Origin of the sequence: Amycolatopsis lurida (genome assembly GCF_900105055.1) — a bacterium.
In the GTDB taxonomy this organism is placed as follows: domain Bacteria; phylum Actinomycetota; class Actinomycetes; order Mycobacteriales; family Pseudonocardiaceae; genus Amycolatopsis; species Amycolatopsis lurida.
The window spans coordinates 3,754,803-3,770,208 of record NZ_FNTA01000004.1 but is presented as its reverse complement, the minus strand read 5'-3'; the positions used below and the strand labels follow the sequence as shown (position 1 = coordinate 3,770,208).

The following is a 15,406-nucleotide window of genomic DNA, read 5'->3' as shown; positions in this document are numbered from 1 at the left end:
GGGGTTCCGGCGGTTTTCCTTGTGGTGGAAGGACTTGCGGCGGCAGTAGCCGTAATCGCCCTGCTCCGATCGAACTACGAGACTACGGAATTCGTCCGATTTGGATCACTGCTCGGCCTCGCCGTCCTGCAGGCCGAGCTTTCGCGTTCGGTGGAACGGTTACGGCGCACGCTGTGTGACCGGCCGCATATCAACATGACTTCGGTGTGGACGTTCGCGGGGGTGCTCGTCCTGCCGCAGGGGCTCGCGCTGGCCCTCGGACTGCTCATCTACCTGCATCTATGGCTTCGGGTGTGGCGGGGGATGAGCCATCGCCCGGCGTACCGCGTGGTGTACTGCGCGGCGGCGATCGTGATCTCCTGCCTGGCGTCGGGGGCCATCGTCTCCGGGTGGAACGGCCTGCCCGTCGGGTTCGCCGGCTCGCTGAAGATCGTCGAGGCGGCGGCCGTCTTCACCGTGGTCAACGCGTTCGTCGTGGCGCTCTCGGTGTACCTGCACACCGGGGCGAAGGCTCCGCGTGCGCTGTTCGGCACCGGCGACGACAACCTGCTCGAAATCACCACGCTGGTGCTCGGGACCTCGACCGCGCTGGGCATCGTGCACGCGCCGGCGCTCGTCCCGTTCGTCCTGCTGCCGGTGCTGGTGCTGCACCGCAGTGTGCTGGTGCGGCAGCTGGAGATCGCGGCGAACATCGACGGCAAGACCGGCGTCCTGAACGCGCACGCGTGGCACGCGCTGAGCGAGCGGGAGCTCATGTCGGCGGCCAGGGCGAAGAGCAAACTCGGCGTGCTGATGCTCGATCTCGACCATTTCAAGCAGGTCAACGACGTCTACGGGCATCTCGCCGGCGACGTCGTGCTCAAGGCGGTCGCGGAGGCGATCTCCGAGCACGTACGCGACTACGACTCCGTCGGCCGCTTCGGTGGTGAGGAGTTCGTCGTGCTGCTTCCCGGCGCGACGGAGACCGACGTGCTCCCCGTGGCCGAGCGTGTGCGGCGGGCGGTGATGGCGCTCGAAGTCGAGGTCGCGACCGCTTCGGGGCCGAGCGTCGTGCGGGGGCTTTCGGTGTCGATCGGCGCCGCGGTCTACCCGTCCGGCGGGACCGTGCTGGAACGGCTGCTGCACGTCGCCGACTCCGCGCTCTACCAGGCGAAGAACAGCGGGCGGAACCGCGTCGTCGCCCTCGCCGCCGCCTGAGCCCCCCGCAATTGGTCACCTACTTGCCCCGGAGCGCGGCCGGGCGCCAGCAGGCGTTCAGGCAAGTAGGTGACCAATTGCGGAGGGTCAGTCGACGTCCATCGCGTCCGGGTCCTTCTTGCCGTAATCCAGGTCGCCCCAGCCGCCCTCGCCGGTCTGGTACTTCGCCCGGTCGGCCGCGCTCGGCTCCGGGTAGTTGTCGTGGATCCGATCGACTTCCTGCTCGTAGGTCTCGCGGTTCTGCCGCTTCATCTCCTCGGGCCAGTCACCGTCCCGGATGGTGTCCCGGGCCATGTGCAGTTCCTTGACGTCGTGGCTGGACAGCGGCGGTGTGGTCGCGGTCGTACCGGGGCCGGTCGAGTAGGTGAGGCCCTTGCCGCTGGCGTGCGCGTCGTCGATCATCTTGTGGTACGAGTCGTCCGCGATCTTGCCGTCGAGGGTGCCGTCGGTGTTCTTGAACCCGTCCCGGAACGCGTAGTCGAGCTGGTTGAGCTGGATCGCGGTGTTCGGATCGCCGCCTTCCAGCGCGTTGCGTTCGGAGTCGCGGTACTCCTGGCTGTTCTTGAAGCCGCTCGGGTTCGCCGATCCTTCCGTCAGGTCCTGGTCGCCCTTGTTACCGGTACCGATATGCGACTTGTGCGCGGGTTTGGCCTCCTGATACGCCCAAGCGTGGTTTTCCAGGTCCTTCTGGTCGTGGCTCGAACCCCGCGCGCCACCACTGCCGCGGCCGATCGCCTCGTAGGGGATCGGGTGCTCTGACTCGTGGGACTGCCCGGACACCTTCTCCCGGCCGTCGGTCTTGAGTTCGTTGTCGTACTTCGCCGTGAGCCGGTTCTGCTCACGGTTCTTCGCGCCGTGTGTGCCGTCGAGGTAGCTCTGCGGTGGGCGCCGCGGCTTCTTCGGCCCCGGCGCCGGTTTCGGCTTGGTGACGCGGTTGCCCGGCGATTTCGTCTTGCCGCCGCCCCCGCGGGTCCCCTTGCCGCAGGTGCCCGTCTTCGGCCTCGTCGGCGCCAGGCCGAGCGGGTCGATCATGTCCGTCGGGTTGCCGACGTAGGCCAGCGAGTCCGACGCCGGTTCGAGGCCGAGCGGGTCGTGCGAGAGGTACCGCCCGGTGGCCGGGTCGTAGTAGCGCTTGAAGTTGTAGTGCAGCCCGGTTTCCGGGTCGTGGTACTGGCCGGGGAAACGCAACGGCGTGTACGCCCGCCCCGGCGGCGAGAGGACCTTGCCCCACAAGGACGTGTGCACATGCCAGGCGACATCGCCCGATTCGTCGAGCAGTTCGCTCGGTGAGCCGACGAGATCGGTGACGATGGCGTGGAACCGGGCGTCCTGTCCGGGGATCCGTTCGATCTGCGTGATCGGCCGGTCCGTGCCCGGCTCCAGGTCCCAGACGACGGCGGTGCCGCCGCGGATCTCTTCGGCGAGCTTCGAGCCGTCCCAGGTGAAGTCGATCTGTTCGAGGATCCGGCCCTGGATGTCGAGGTGCTGCTTGGCGATCCGCCGTCCGAGCGCGTCGTAGTGGTAGAGCCAGCGCTCACCGCCGGGCGTGACGACGCCGGTCAGCCGGTCGTCGGAGTTCCACTGGTACGTCCAGGCACGGCCGGGTTCGCGGCGCGCGATCGTGCGGCCTTCGGTGTCGTGCAGGTACGACGTCGCCCCGGCGCCGGTCATCAGGGTGCCGTGGTAGCGCCGCGGCCCGACGGCCGGATCCGCGCCCGGCCAGCCCGCCTGCGTGATCGCGCCCGCGAGGTTGTAGCCGTAGCCCTCCCGCCAGCCCTGCCCCTGGACGTCGACCACGCGGCCCGCCCGGTCGACCCGCAGCGACCGCGGCCCGGACAGCGCATCGGAGATCGACGAGACGAGCCCGTCCCGCAGGTAGCCGTACTCGCGGTGCTGCACGACACCCCGGCCGGTGGACACGGTCTGGGAGGTCAGCCGGTCGGCGGCGTCCCAGCCCTGGCGCAGCTCGATCGGCGTGCCTTCGAGCCGGCGCGACACTTCCCGGCCTGCCGGGTCGTGCTCGAAACGCAGGGTGCGCCCGGCCGTTCGCAGCGCGACAGGGCGGCTCGCCGCGTCGTAGGCGAAGAACGACTCGGCTCCCGACGGCGTGCGCCGCGCGACGCGACGGCCGATGGCGTCGTATTCCGAGAGGACGGCCCGGCCGTTGAGCGTCTCCGAGACGATCCGGCCCAGCGCGTCGTAGGCGATGGTGACTTCGGAATGCGCGTTGCGCGCCGAGGTCATCCGGTCGGCGCCGTCGTAGGTGAACGTGGCGACATCGTCGGCCGCCCGGCGGCCGACGACGCGGCCGAGCACGTCGTAGTCGATGGTGACCGTCTGCCCGAGACTGTTGGTACGCGACACCAGTTGTCCGGCGGCGTCGTAGCCGTAGCGGGTGGTGCGCCCGTTGAAATCGGTCTCACTGACCAGGTTCCCGGCAGGGTCGTAGGTGTAGCGCCAGACGAGACCGTGCTCGTTGGTGACCGACACCAGCCGCAGCTCGGTGTCGTACACATAGGACAGTCGATCACCGTCCGGGCCGATTTCGGCGGTGGGCAGGTCGAACTGCGAGTATTCGGTGCGCACCGCGAGCCCGCGGGCGTCCACGGCTTCGTCGGCCGAACCCGCCGTGGTGCGATTCCAGCGCCACACGGAACCGTCGGGATCGATCTGTTCGGCGATCTCGCCGAAACCGTCCCACTTCGTCCGGGTGACACCGCCGAGCGGGTCGATGACCGAGGTGGTCTGCCCGAACTCGTCGTAGGTGTACCGCGTGACCGCGCCGAGCGGGTCGGTGACGGAGACCGGCAGGCCCGCCGCGTTCGACTCGATCAGGGTGACGCCGCCGAGTGCGTCGGTCACGACCGCGACATTGCCCGCGTCGTCGTAGCCGTAGGTGGTGGTGGCGCCGGTCGGATCCGTGGCACGCACGAGCTTTCCGCGCTCGTCGTACTCGCGGCGCCAGACGGCGCCGTCCGGCCCGGTCCTGCTGGTCCACCGGCCCGGCGCGGAGTACTCGGCGAGCGCTCGGCTTCCGTCGGGCTGCAGCACGGTGACGACGTTCCCGTCGTCGTCCATTTCCCACCGCGTGGTGCGGCCCAAGGCGTCGGTGCGGCTGAGCAGCTTGCCGAAGCGGTCGATCTCGGACCGAGTCGTGTTGCCCAGCGGATCGGTCTCCGCGACGATCCGGTGCAGTTCGTCGAGCTGGTACCGGGTGACGTGGCCGAGCGAGTTCGTGACCGAGGTGACCAGGTTTTCCCGGTCGTACTCGATGTCGACGTCGAGGAAGCCGTCGGTACCCTGCGCCCGCACGACGCGGCCTTCGGAGTCGAAGCCGTATCCGTACCAGCGCCCGTTGACGTCCTCCCAGCGCACGATCCGGCCCTCGGCGTCGTAGGTGAACCGCAGGGGCTGACCGGCGACGTCGGTGATCTCGACCAGGCGGCGCCGCTCGTCGTACCGGTAGTTCCGCAGCGCGGTTTCCGCGCCGGGCAAGCGAAGGGCCGTGACGAGTCCGTCCTTCGACTCGACGAGCAGGCGGTAGCCCGCGGAGTGCTCAAGTTCCCGGGGGACGCCGTTGTCGTCGTAATGCACGGAGATCCGGTGACCGTCGCCGTCCACGATCGCGCGCAGGGGAAGGGTGTTCCCCGGGCCGGAGAAGAACAGCATCCCGTCCGGAGTGGTCACTCCATAGCCGTCGTCCACTTTGGACAACGGAAGCCGCTGCCCGAATTCCGGGAGTACAGGGCCGGAAATCGGGACAGGGTAGGAAAGAAGCGTCCCGTCGGCGAGCGCGAGGTGCAGGCCGTCGTCCTCGATCTCGATCCGCTGGTCCACAGTGGACGCCCACGAAGTGCCGAAGAACCGGCCGAGTCGGTACGACGAGAGGTGCGTCCGCGACACGGTCAGCGGGAGCACGCCGGCGAACACGACGTCGTCCTGCGTCAGCATCATCGAGCCGGTCGCGACGTCGATCGGGTCGCCGCAGCCGCCGCGGTCCTTGGGCGGGACGCGGTCCCCCGGGGTGGTTTCGTTGTCCTTGATCCGGTTGTTCGTCTCGGATTTCGGGGCGCCGCGGTCCTTGGGCGGCGGAGGCGGCGAGCCGGACGGCGTGGTCGATCCGTCCGGGGTCTCGTTCTTCGGCGGCGGAGGCGGATCCGACTTCACCGGCGGCGGCGGATCGCTCTTGCCGGGACCCGCGCCGGACGGTGTCGTGCCGCCACCGTCGGGGCTGCCCTTGGGTGTCGTGCCCTCGTCCAGCTTGTTCGGCTTCGGCGCGGGCGCGCCCTTGCCCGGCTGGAGTTTCTTCAGCGCCTTCGCCGCGCTGTCGAACAGGTCGTCCGCTCGCTTCAGCAGCGGCATCAGCGCCTGAAGCGCCTTGACGGTCTTCTTCGTCAGGTTCGCGATCTTGCTCGCGGTCTTCGCCACGGCGTTGACCACCTGCGGGACCACCCAGGTCAGCCCGATCCCGAGGGTGAACAGCACCTGCAGCGCCCAGCTGATCAGATGCCCGATCAGCTCGGCGATGATGTCGCGCACCAGCGCGCGGACGGCGGCGACGACCTCGCCCGCCGTCTTCACTCCGCTGGAGGCGCCCTCGCAACCCGCCTTCGCCGACTCCAGCAGCGTGACCGTGTCTTTGGCCTGCGCGCGATAGGCGTCGGCCGAGACCCCGGTCCAGCTCTGCAGATCGGCGGAGACCATCCCGGCGAGATCCGCGCCGACGTCGCCGAGTTCGGTCGCGATGTTCATCCAGGTCTCGGCGTTCGCCGCGATCTCGTCGGCGTTGCCGGTGAGCGCGTCGAGTGCCTCCTTGAGCGGGCCGACGTGTTCCATCAGCCAGCCGACGCCGTTCGCGAGGATCGCGCCGAAGGGATCCATCGCCATCGACAGCGCGTCGAGCGCGGTCCCGACCGCGCCCAGCGCCACCGAGGCCCAGTCGCCGCTTTCGATGGCCGATTTCAGTTCGAACGCCGACTCCAGCAGTGACGAGCCGGTGTACGCCTTCGTCGAGTCCTTTACCTCGGCGACAAGCGGATTACCCACGACGACCTTCCTCGTGTTTCAGGGAACGAGGAGCTCACCAGGGCGAGTTTTCCTCGTCGTCCGGCGCTTCGTGACGCTTGTCGCGAGGCGCGGGCGGCGTGTCGGCGGACGGCGCGGGGGGAGCGGGCGGGTCCGAGGACTCTTCCTCTTCCATCTCGGGGAAGCGGCTGCGCAGGGTGCCGATCATCAGCGCCCTGGTCTCCTGGTCCTCGTCGCCGAGCGATTCCTGCATGACCTCGGCGACCTGGCCCGCGATCCCGGACTGCGCCTTGTGCATGGTCTGGAGGATCTGCCGCGACAGCTCCTCCAGCGGATACGTCCTGGCCTTGTTCCCGAACTCGATGTCCGTCACGCCGCCGTCCGCCCCGACGGTGATCTTGACGGCGCCGTCGGGGCTGGAAGCGGTCAGCCGCAGCTGCTCCGTCCGCTCCTGCGCGGCCGCGTAGCGCTGGGCCTTCTCTTCCAGCCCCGCGGCCCATCGGTCCATTTTGCGCTGGGCCTCGTCGGGGTCCAGCATGAGCTCGCCGAGCTCGTTCCCGCCGGTCACTGCTTTCCTCCGATGTCCAGGGCCTTGAAGTCCGCCTTGAACGGTTCCGCGTTGGTCTTGTCACCGTCTACATAGGACTTGGCCGCGGTGCGGACGTTGTCCGCCGTTGACTGGATGCCTTCCGCAGCCGCCTTGATCGTCTCCGCCGCGCGTTCACCCGCCGGATTGACGATCGGCGGCAGGAACGCGCACAGCAGGCCGTACGCGTCCGAAGACATCGCCGAGCCGGTCGCGCCGTGCGCGGTGTTCAGCCGGTCGACGAGCCCTTCGAGATGGCTCGCGTGCGCGGTCAGGTCGTCCGGATCGACCTCGAACGAAGCCGTCACTTCCAGTCCTTGTTCTTCCAGTCACCGATCACCGGCGGCGCCACGACCTCGTCGGGGGCGAAGAAGGACGGGTCGTCGGACTCGACGTAGTCGGCGACCTTGTGCTCCTTGTCCTCCTGGCCCTGTCCCTTGCCGGCACCGGGGGCCATGCCGCCCATCGGTGCCATGCCGCCGGGCGTACCCGGCTTGCCGCCGGAGCCTGCCGCACGGGCCGCGGCCGCCTCGGCGTCCATCGCGCCCGCGCCGACGGCGCCGCCCATGCCGAGCGAACCCGTCGCCCGTCCGGCCCCGCCGAGACCTCCACCGCCCGCGCCACCGGCACCGCCCGTACCGGCACCGCCACCACCGAAGCCGCTGGTACCGCCGGTACCGCCACCGCCGGGGATGTTCGGCATGCCGAGTTTGGGCGCGTTGTACGGCGTGCCCTTGTAGGAGTTGCCGTCCGGGAACGAGGGACCGGTGAGCCGCTCGCCGATACCGCCGGGACGCGGCATCGGCGGGATGTTCGGCATGACCGGCCTCGGCCCGCCGCTGTTGGGGCCGCCGCCGTTGGGCCCGTTGGGGATGGGGATGTTCGGCGGCGTGAACGGAAGACCGCCACCGGGCCGGGGGCCGCCGCTCTCCGGGATGGGGATGTTCGGCGGGGTGAACGACGGCGGCGTCACGGACGGCGGGGTGTAGCCCGTGGTGCGCGTGGTGTCGTCGATCTTGGGCAGGTTCGGGAGGTGGGGGCTCGTCGACGCCGCGGGCTTGTAGGTCTCGCCGCCGGTCGGCCCGTTCGGGACGCCGATGTTGGGCATGACCGGGCTGGAGCCGGGGCCGCCGCCACCGGGGCCGCCGCCGGGACCGCCGCCAGGGCCGCCACCGCCGGGGAAGCCGCCGGGGCCGCCGCCCGGTCCGCCGGTCGGCGAGTTGAACGGCGACACGCCGCCGGGACCACCGGCCCCGCCCTGCGGCGTGCCGTCCATCGAAGCGACGAGGCCGTCCGGGCGCGTACGTTCCGAGACGGCGTTGAAGGGGGTGCCCTCGGCGCCTTCGGCCGGCATCCGGTCGCGAAGCGTGCCGGCGGGCGAACCCGCGCCGCCGCCGATGGGCGTGCCCTGCAACTGCCTGGTCGCCTGAGCCGTCGGCAGCTTCGGCGGGGCGGGGAACGCCGGGGTGGCGATCGCCGAGCCGACCGTGCTGTCGAAGTCGGTCATCACCTTCGCGGCCTGATCCCGCGCGTCCTGCTGCTTCTTGAAGGTCGAGAGATCCTTCCCGAGCTGCGCCATGTACACGTGCGGGTCGGTGATCTTCTGCAGGTTGGCGTTGGCCTCCTGCACGCTGAACGCCACCGGCGGGTTGGCCGCCATCAGCTTCTGCGTCTCGTTGAGGGTCTGCGAGTGGATCTGCTGCTGCCGTCCGGCCAGCGTCGCGCCGTTCGCGGTCGCGCCGAGCCATTTGCCGACACCGGCGAGGTGTTCGCGGGCCGCGTCGCCGCCCTCACCCTCCCAGTTGGCCGTGCTCGCGTTGATCGCCTTCGCCAGGTTGCGCTGGTGCGTGGCCAGGTCGTTGCCCGCCCGGACCCACTCTTCGGAGGTCTCGCCCACCGCGGCCGGATCCGCGTTGTCCGCGATCGCGGCCTGCATCTGCTCGTGGGTGGCGTTGGCCCAGACCGTGGACGGCGGGTTGCCGGGCTGGCGGATCTCCAGGTTCTTGTCGAGACCTTCGCGAGCCTTCTCCAGCTGCGCCTCGTACATCTTCTGTGTGAACTGGTCCTTCACGAGGACGAGCGGCGTCTGCCCCCAGCCGAGGATGTTGAAGAGGATGTCCGTCCCGGCCGAAGCACCGGCCCGGATCTCGTCGCCGGACGCGGCCTTGTCCGCCAGCGGCCCGACGTAATAGGCCGACGACGAGTCGGCCGTGACGTCGTAGAAGGGGTCGTCCGGGTTGTAGTCCTTCGACTGGGGATCGGAGACCTTCGCGGTCTTCTCCGCGGATTCCGTCACGGGTCTCTCCTCTTAGATCTCGGTGTCGATCCGCGTCAGGGTGCGCCGGTTCTCGTCGTCGCGTTCCCGGTAGTTCCGCTTGGCGAGTTCGATCGCCTCGACGTAGGTCGGGAATTCGGCTCGGGCGGCTTCGAGCTGGGTGAGCAGGCCCTGCGCGTCCGTCGCGGTGCCGTGCATGTGCTCGGAGACCCAGCGCGCGGTCGCGGTGGAACTCATCGGCGGCGTCTTCTGCAGCTTGGTCAGCGCGCTCCAGCGCTCTTCGAGACTGTCGATCACTCCCTGGAGTGAACGGATCATCTCTTCACCGGTGCTCTCGTCGACGGCGAAGCTGCCCTGCTTGGCCATCTCCTTCAGCCGCGCACTCGCGAATGCCACCTTGCGCGCCGCGATCACCGGCTCCAGTGCTTGTGCTTCCTCGGTCAACGGAGGATCCTCTCGCCCGGTTCAGGAGGGTCAGTAGATGTCAGCGATGGCGTCCCGGATCGCGTTCGCCACGCCCGACTGACTCGCCGGGTCGTAGTGACCGATCACGGCACCGGAGGCTTCGTCGGTCTCGGTCCGGACCAGGTACCGGCCGTCTTCGGTGTCGAGCCAGCTCAGCGGCGTCGACCGGAGCCGTTCGCCGCGGCGGCCGATCCCGCTCACGATGATGTACCCGCCGCCGAGCCGGGGCCCGGACAGCACCTTCTCCAAGACCTCGACGTCGCTCTCGTCGGTGCGCCGGGCCGGGGCCTCCGGCCGGGCGCGGACGACGCCGGTGAACTGGAGGTTGCCGAACGCGTTGGTCTCTTCTTCGTCGAACTCGGCCTCGGCCTGACGGCGCGCGGTCATCGCGGAGACGGCGCGCTCCTCCTTCTGCACGATCGTGCGGCGGCCGGTCGACGCGGGGCGCATCCGCGGCAGCACGCCGGAGAGGACCTCGACCAGCTCTTCGTCGGAGAAGAGCGCGAACTGCAGGAGGTCTTCGCCGTGAGCCTGCGTGATGCCGAGCGCCTGCCTGCCGTCGGTGAGGGCGAGAACGGCGATGTCCTGGCCGATGCCGTCGATACCGTTGATCGAGACGGTGATCCGGTGGTTCCCCAGCAGCGCGAACGCGGTGCGGACGGCCTTGTTCAGCTCGCCGTTGATCGACAGGCGGCGCTGTTCGAGGTCGGTGTAGACCTTCCGGATGACCGTGGCGTAGCGCTCCGGGTCGATCGAAGTGTTGCGGACACGCAAGGGAAACAGCCGGACGTCGACGCCCAGCGCCTGCCCGACCACGGTCGCCTCTACCGTCCCCAGCGCGAAATCGGCTCGCTCAGCCATGCTTCTGCGCTACTCCCTCGAGGGCGCCGGGCCCCGACTTTGTTAATGGCCAAAACAAACTAGCACAGCGCATGACACTACGGAACCATACGCACACGGCTGGACCCGATGGAATGGATCACCATGCCCGATCGGGCACTTTTCTTGCCCCTAAAGGAATAGCGGGCACCGTGAACGGCCTGCTCAGCCGGTCTCCCGGCGGGTGTGGGCTCGTCCGGGCCGGGGTGTCGCGAAAGCCACTTTCGGGACATCAGACGCCGCGAAAGTGGCTTTCGCGACATCCTCCGGGCGGGCTTGCCACGGTGGCGACTGTCCACAAGGGACTTTTCCGGAGCGGCGGCGCTCGATTCGGGTGAACCTGGCCTTCGCTACCTTGGTGACCGTCAGGTGCGCCCCACCTGCACCAGGAGTCACACAGCTGCGCGTGAAGGCCCCTCCTCCTTCACGCCTCGGACGGAGGCAGGGCACCCCGGGGACCGAAGTCAGCGGTCGGCGGAAGCGGGCGCGTAAGTCGTCATCCGGCGCGCCACGTCCGTCCGCGACCGGGCCCCGAGTTTCCGCAGCACCTTGGCGACGTGCTGTTCGACCGTACGCGGCGAAAGGAACAATCCGTCCGCTATCTCCCGATTCGTCCGTCCGTCGGAAAGCATCCGCGCGACCTCGAGTTCCCGGGGCGAAAGCTCCTGGCCGTAGCCGCGCCGTCCGCGCTGTGAGGGGGCCCACGCCCCGTGTTCCCGCAGCTGGTGGCGGCAGCGGCCGGCGTCCCTGGTCGCGCCGAGCCGCTCGTAGGCCTCCGCGGCCGCCGCGAGCTCCTCGATCGCCTTGCGGTCGCCCGGGGTGTGACGGCCCGCGTTGAGCCGGGACAGCGCCGCGCGCTCCCGTGCGCCGATCGCCTGATACGGCATCGGCAATGCCTCGTAGCCTGCCGCCGCCTCGTCGAAAACCGTTGCCGCGGCGGGATGTTTGCCGCGCGCGTCGAGCAGGATCGCCCGGCCGGCGAGCAGCGCGACCCGGGAGACCGGCGAGTCCTTGCCTTCGATCCCGCGGGCGAATTCCTCGACCACGGCGTCCGCCTCCGACCAGCGCCCGGCCCGCGTGTAGGCCTCGGCCGCGGCGGGGACCAGCGCCGCCGCCCACACCCAGACGCCCTTGCGCCGGGCCGCCGCGACGGCGTTGTCGGCCGCCGCGCACGCGCCGTCGACGTCGTCCGTCGCGAGGAGCACCCGGATCAGGACCCCGGCGGCCGAGAGGACGACGGGGATGGGCCCGTGTTCCGGGGCGTGGACGCTCGCCGCGGCCAGATGTCGTTGCGCGGCGGCGAATTCCCCGCGAACGGCGGACAACCCGCCGAGGACGAGCGAGCACTCCATGACGATCGGGCCCAGGTCGGGATAGGCGTCGCGCAGCTGTTCGGTGGTCTCCGCGAGGCCGGACCAGTCGCCGCGCACCCAGTCGAGCCGGACGCGGGTGCCCTGCGCGAGCCCGGCGGCGTAGAGCGCGCCGGCGTCGGTCGCCCGGCGGATCCCTTCCGTGACCAGCTTTTCCGCCCTGGTCAGATGGCCTGCCCAGGACTGCGCGTCGGCGAGGTTGCACCACAGGCGCGCCAGCTGGACCCGCTCGGCGACCCCGCTTCCCTGATCGGGCAGTTCGGTGAACTCGGTCCAGGCCGACCCGTCGCCGATATGCGCCTGGGTGGAGATCCGGTCGCCGAGGAGCGCGAGCCGCAGTTCCGGGTCTTCGATCCGGCCGAAGACCTCGCGGGCCCGCTCCATCCAGACCTCGTGCCAGGACAACGGGGTCAGCCCGTCGATCGGCTGGGCGAGCAGGTTGATCCCGCGGGCGGCCAGTTCCGGCTCGTCGACCAGTTCGGTGATCGCCTTCTCCACCTCGACCCGGCCGCGGCCGAGGCGACCGATCGTGCGGACCAGCAGCATCCCGAGGCTGAGCCGGATCGTCCCGCGCACGCTCGGGCGCAGGTCGGTGAGGTCTTCGAGGATCCGCTCCAGTGTCTCGATGACGTCCGGGCGGAACCCGCGAAGCGCGACCTGGCTGAGCTTCGTGGCCAGCCGGGCGATGTCGTCCTCACCGAGCCCCGCCTCGGCGAGCACGGACTGGAGCAGGTCGATGGCCCGCGACGTGTCACCGTGGGCGATGGCCTCGTCGGCGGCGGCTTCGGCGTAATGGCGCCACTGTTCCGTCCGCCCCGCCGCGCGCGAGTGGTTCGCCAGCAGGGTGAGCGGCGGGACCGGCTGACCGGCGAGCACCTGGATCGCGCGCGAATGCAGCAGGGTGCGCTCCGGGCCGCTCACCGTGTCGTAGACCGCCTTGCGGGCCAACGGATGCCGGAAGCCGTACCGGTCTCCGCCGAGTTCGCCGAGGACACCGCCATCCAAAGTGGACAAAAGGGCCGCGCGGAGCGCGTCGCCGTCGAGACACGCGAGTTCGCCGATCACCGACGGCTCGGACGGGACGGCGAGCACCGCCGCCGCGCGGGCCAGCCGGACGGCGGGCTCCGGCAGTGCTTCGAGCCGTTCGGTGATGGCCTCACGCAGGGAGATCGGGACCTCGAGGCTTTCCAGCAGCCGGTCGCTCAGCACTTCCCCGATCGGCAGGCGTCCGGCCGCGTCCCGCAACGCCCGCAGGGTCTCCTCGACCACGAACGGGATCCCGGCGGTGCTTTCGTGGAGCTTCGCGACGAACGGTGCGGAAACCCGCGGCAGGTCCAGCAGTTCTTCGGCCAGCTTCCCGACGGCTTCGACGTCGAGCGGGCCCAGCGTCACGCGGGCGGTCTGGACGTTCGGCGGGGTGCGGAAGGGGATGCCCGCGCCGCCGTGTCCCGACGGCGAGCCGGTCCGGTACGCCGCGACGACGGCCAGTTCGGCGGGCATGGCCGCGGCGAGGAACCGCATGAGGTCACGGGTGCCTTCGTCGGCCCACTGGAGGTCGTCGATCAGGACGAGCGCGGGCCCGCAGGCGATCAGGAGTTCGCGGACGGCGCGGAACTGGCGGTGCCGTTCGGCGCACGGGTCGGTGAGCGGTTCCGGTTGGGGCGGAAGGCTTTCGGCCAGTTCGGGCAGCAAGGGTCTCAGCACCCCGGCGACCGGGCTGAGCGGACCGAGCGGCCGGTCGCCTGCCGAACGCAGCGCTTCGAGCACCGGTCCGAACGGGAACGGCTCGCGCATCGGCTGGCAGGCACCCCGGAGCACCCGGGTGGCCGCGAATTCACGGCGTCCGGCCAGCTCGTCGAGCAGCCTGCTGCGGCCCATCCCGGGTTCGCCTTCGATCAGCACGGCGGCGGGACGGCGCAGCAGGATCTTCACGATCGCCGAGACCTCGACGTCGCGGCCCACGAGCGCCGTCGATCCGGCGCGGACCGAAACCGAGGTCGGGCGAGGGGTGGCAAGCCACATCATGCGCTCCTCGGTGGGGAGTTCCCGCTGAGCCCGACACGATCTTGTGCGTTGTCCTGCGGAGCCTAAGCACTGCCTACCTGGTCGTAAACCACCCAACACGGACACCATGGGCACCCCGCGAGGCCGTCTGCGGACGCAGCGTCACCGGTTGGGCGACGGATCGTCGGTTGGAAAATCACTGGACACCCGAAACGTCGGCGACGAACCCGATTCAGCGATTCATCCCACGTTCAGGGGGTGGCCATGACTACGCAAGGTATTTGCTTCGAAACCCTACTTACGGACGTGCCCGTCCGGGTGCCTGCTCTAGGTGTCCGCCCGTGGAGCAGGGGATCCGCGTTCCGAAGAATGGGTATACCTATCCCGCGCCGACCCGGATTGCGGCCTTCGTCCGAGTCCAGAACGCTCACCCGTCAGGGGAGGGACATCGCATGGCGAACCGGAGCCGTGCGTGATGACGAGGGAGAAGCATGAAGATCACGAAGCTCCTCGGTGTGGCCGCCACGGCAGCACTGGCCACCGGTGCGCTCGTCACGGGTACCCCCGCGGCAGCGTCCTCGGAAACTCCGCTCAATCAGGAAATGGTTCCCGCCCTGCAACGGGACCTCGGTCTGACCGCCGGTCAGGCACTCGCCCGGATCCAGAGCGAGACCGCCGCCGGCAAGCTCGAACAGTCGCTCGCTTCGGCGCTCGCCGGCAGCTTCGGCGGCGCCAGCTACAACGAGGCCACCGGCAAGCTCCGCGTCGGCGTCACGGACGCGGCGAAGCTGGGGCAGGTCCTCGCCAGTGGCGCGGAAGCGGAACTCGTGCGCTTCTCGGCCGCCCAGCTGGATTCCACTGTGGACAAACTGAACGCGGGTGAGCGCGCGGCGGACGGCGCGATCACCGGCTGGGGTGTCGACACCAAGACCAACCGCGTGACGGTGAACGTCCTGCCGGGCAAGAGCGGCGTCGTCGACTCGTACCTGGAGAAGACCAAGGTGGACAAGGCCGCCGTCGCGGTGGTCGAGACCACTTCGGTGCCGACCCTGAAGTACGACGTCCGCGGTGGCGACGCCTACTACATCAACGGCTCTTCGCGCTGCTCGATCGGCTTCTCGGTCAACGGCGGCTTCCTCACCGCCGGGCACTGCGGCCCGGGCACGGTGACCGGCTACAACCGGGTCGCGATGGGCTCGTTCGCCCGCGCCAGCTTCCCCGGCAACGACTACGGCCACGTCCGGGTCAACAGCAACTGGGTGCCGCGCGGGGTCATCAACAACGGCACCCGGGTGAGCGGCTCGACCGAGGCGGCCACCGGCGCGTCGGTCTGCAAGTCGGGGTCGACCACCGGCTGGACCTGCGGCACCGTCGGCGCCAAGAACCAGACCGTCCGCTACGCCGAAGGCACGGTCTACGGCATGACCGCCACCAACGTCCGCTCGCAGGCGGGCGACTCCGGCGGCTCGTTCATCGCGGGCAACCAGGCCCAGGGCATGTTGTCCGGCGGCAACAGCTCGGTGACGTACTTCTTCCCGGTGCGGCCGGCGTTGTCCGCGACCGGGACCTCCCTGGTCCTCGGCTGACCTCAGCCCCGGTCGACGG

General features: G+C 69.9%; 9 protein-coding genes. 2 read left to right on the top strand and 7 right to left on the bottom strand.

Annotation, left to right across the window (positions count from 1 at the left end; genetic code table 11):
* The first annotated feature begins 21 nt into the window (after window positions 1-21).
* Window positions 22-1,197 carry a GGDEF domain-containing protein gene (locus BLW75_RS22840; protein ID WP_034309847.1) on the top strand — a complete coding sequence of 392 codons (1,176 nt, stop codon included), beginning with the start codon at window positions 22-24 and terminating at the stop codon, window positions 1,195-1,197.
* Between the two features lie 87 nt (window positions 1,198-1,284).
* Here the strand turns inward: BLW75_RS22840 and BLW75_RS22835 are convergent, their stop codons facing one another.
* The 7 genes from BLW75_RS22835 to BLW75_RS22805 form a co-directional block, all read right to left on the bottom strand.
* The gene (locus BLW75_RS22835) at window positions 1,285-6,243 is read right to left on the bottom strand and encodes an RHS repeat-associated core domain-containing protein (RefSeq protein ID WP_034309849.1); all 4,959 of its coding nucleotides are present in this window, start codon (window positions 6,241-6,243) and stop codon (window positions 1,285-1,287) included.
* Window positions 6,244-6,277: 34 nt separating this feature from the next.
* Window positions 6,278-6,790 (bottom strand): YbaB/EbfC family nucleoid-associated protein, encoded by a 513-nt coding sequence (locus BLW75_RS22830; RefSeq protein ID WP_034309852.1) that lies wholly within the window; start codon window positions 6,788-6,790, stop codon window positions 6,278-6,280.
* Window positions 6,787-7,116, bottom strand: coding sequence for a type VII secretion target (locus BLW75_RS22825; protein WP_034309855.1), 330 nt, complete (start codon window positions 7,114-7,116; stop codon window positions 6,787-6,789). The genes BLW75_RS22830 and BLW75_RS22825 overlap by 4 nt, the downstream gene beginning before the upstream one ends.
* A complete protein-coding gene (locus BLW75_RS22820; RefSeq protein WP_091598147.1) occupies window positions 7,113-9,104 on the bottom strand; it encodes a hypothetical protein in 1,992 nt (663 codons plus the stop codon). The genes BLW75_RS22825 and BLW75_RS22820 overlap by 4 nt, the downstream gene beginning before the upstream one ends.
* A 12-nt stretch (window positions 9,105-9,116) precedes the next feature.
* A complete protein-coding gene (locus BLW75_RS22815; protein ID WP_034319774.1) occupies window positions 9,117-9,527 on the bottom strand; it encodes a hypothetical protein in 411 nt (136 codons plus the stop codon).
* 30 nt (window positions 9,528-9,557) lie between these two features.
* Window positions 9,558-10,409, bottom strand: a complete 852-nt coding sequence (locus BLW75_RS22810; protein WP_034319777.1) for an ESX secretion-associated protein EspG — start codon at window positions 10,407-10,409, stop codon at window positions 9,558-9,560.
* 482 nt (window positions 10,410-10,891) lie between these two features.
* A complete protein-coding gene (locus tag BLW75_RS22805; protein WP_034319780.1) occupies window positions 10,892-13,819 on the bottom strand; it encodes a helix-turn-helix transcriptional regulator in 2,928 nt (975 codons plus the stop codon).
* A gap of 473 nt (window positions 13,820-14,292) precedes the next feature.
* On the opposite strand from BLW75_RS22805, the gene BLW75_RS22800 reads away from it, so the two are divergent.
* Entirely contained in the window at window positions 14,293-15,387 is a 1,095-nt protein-coding gene (locus BLW75_RS22800) for a S1 family peptidase (RefSeq protein ID WP_034319783.1), read from the top strand.
* Window positions 15,388-15,406: the final 19 nt, after the last annotated feature.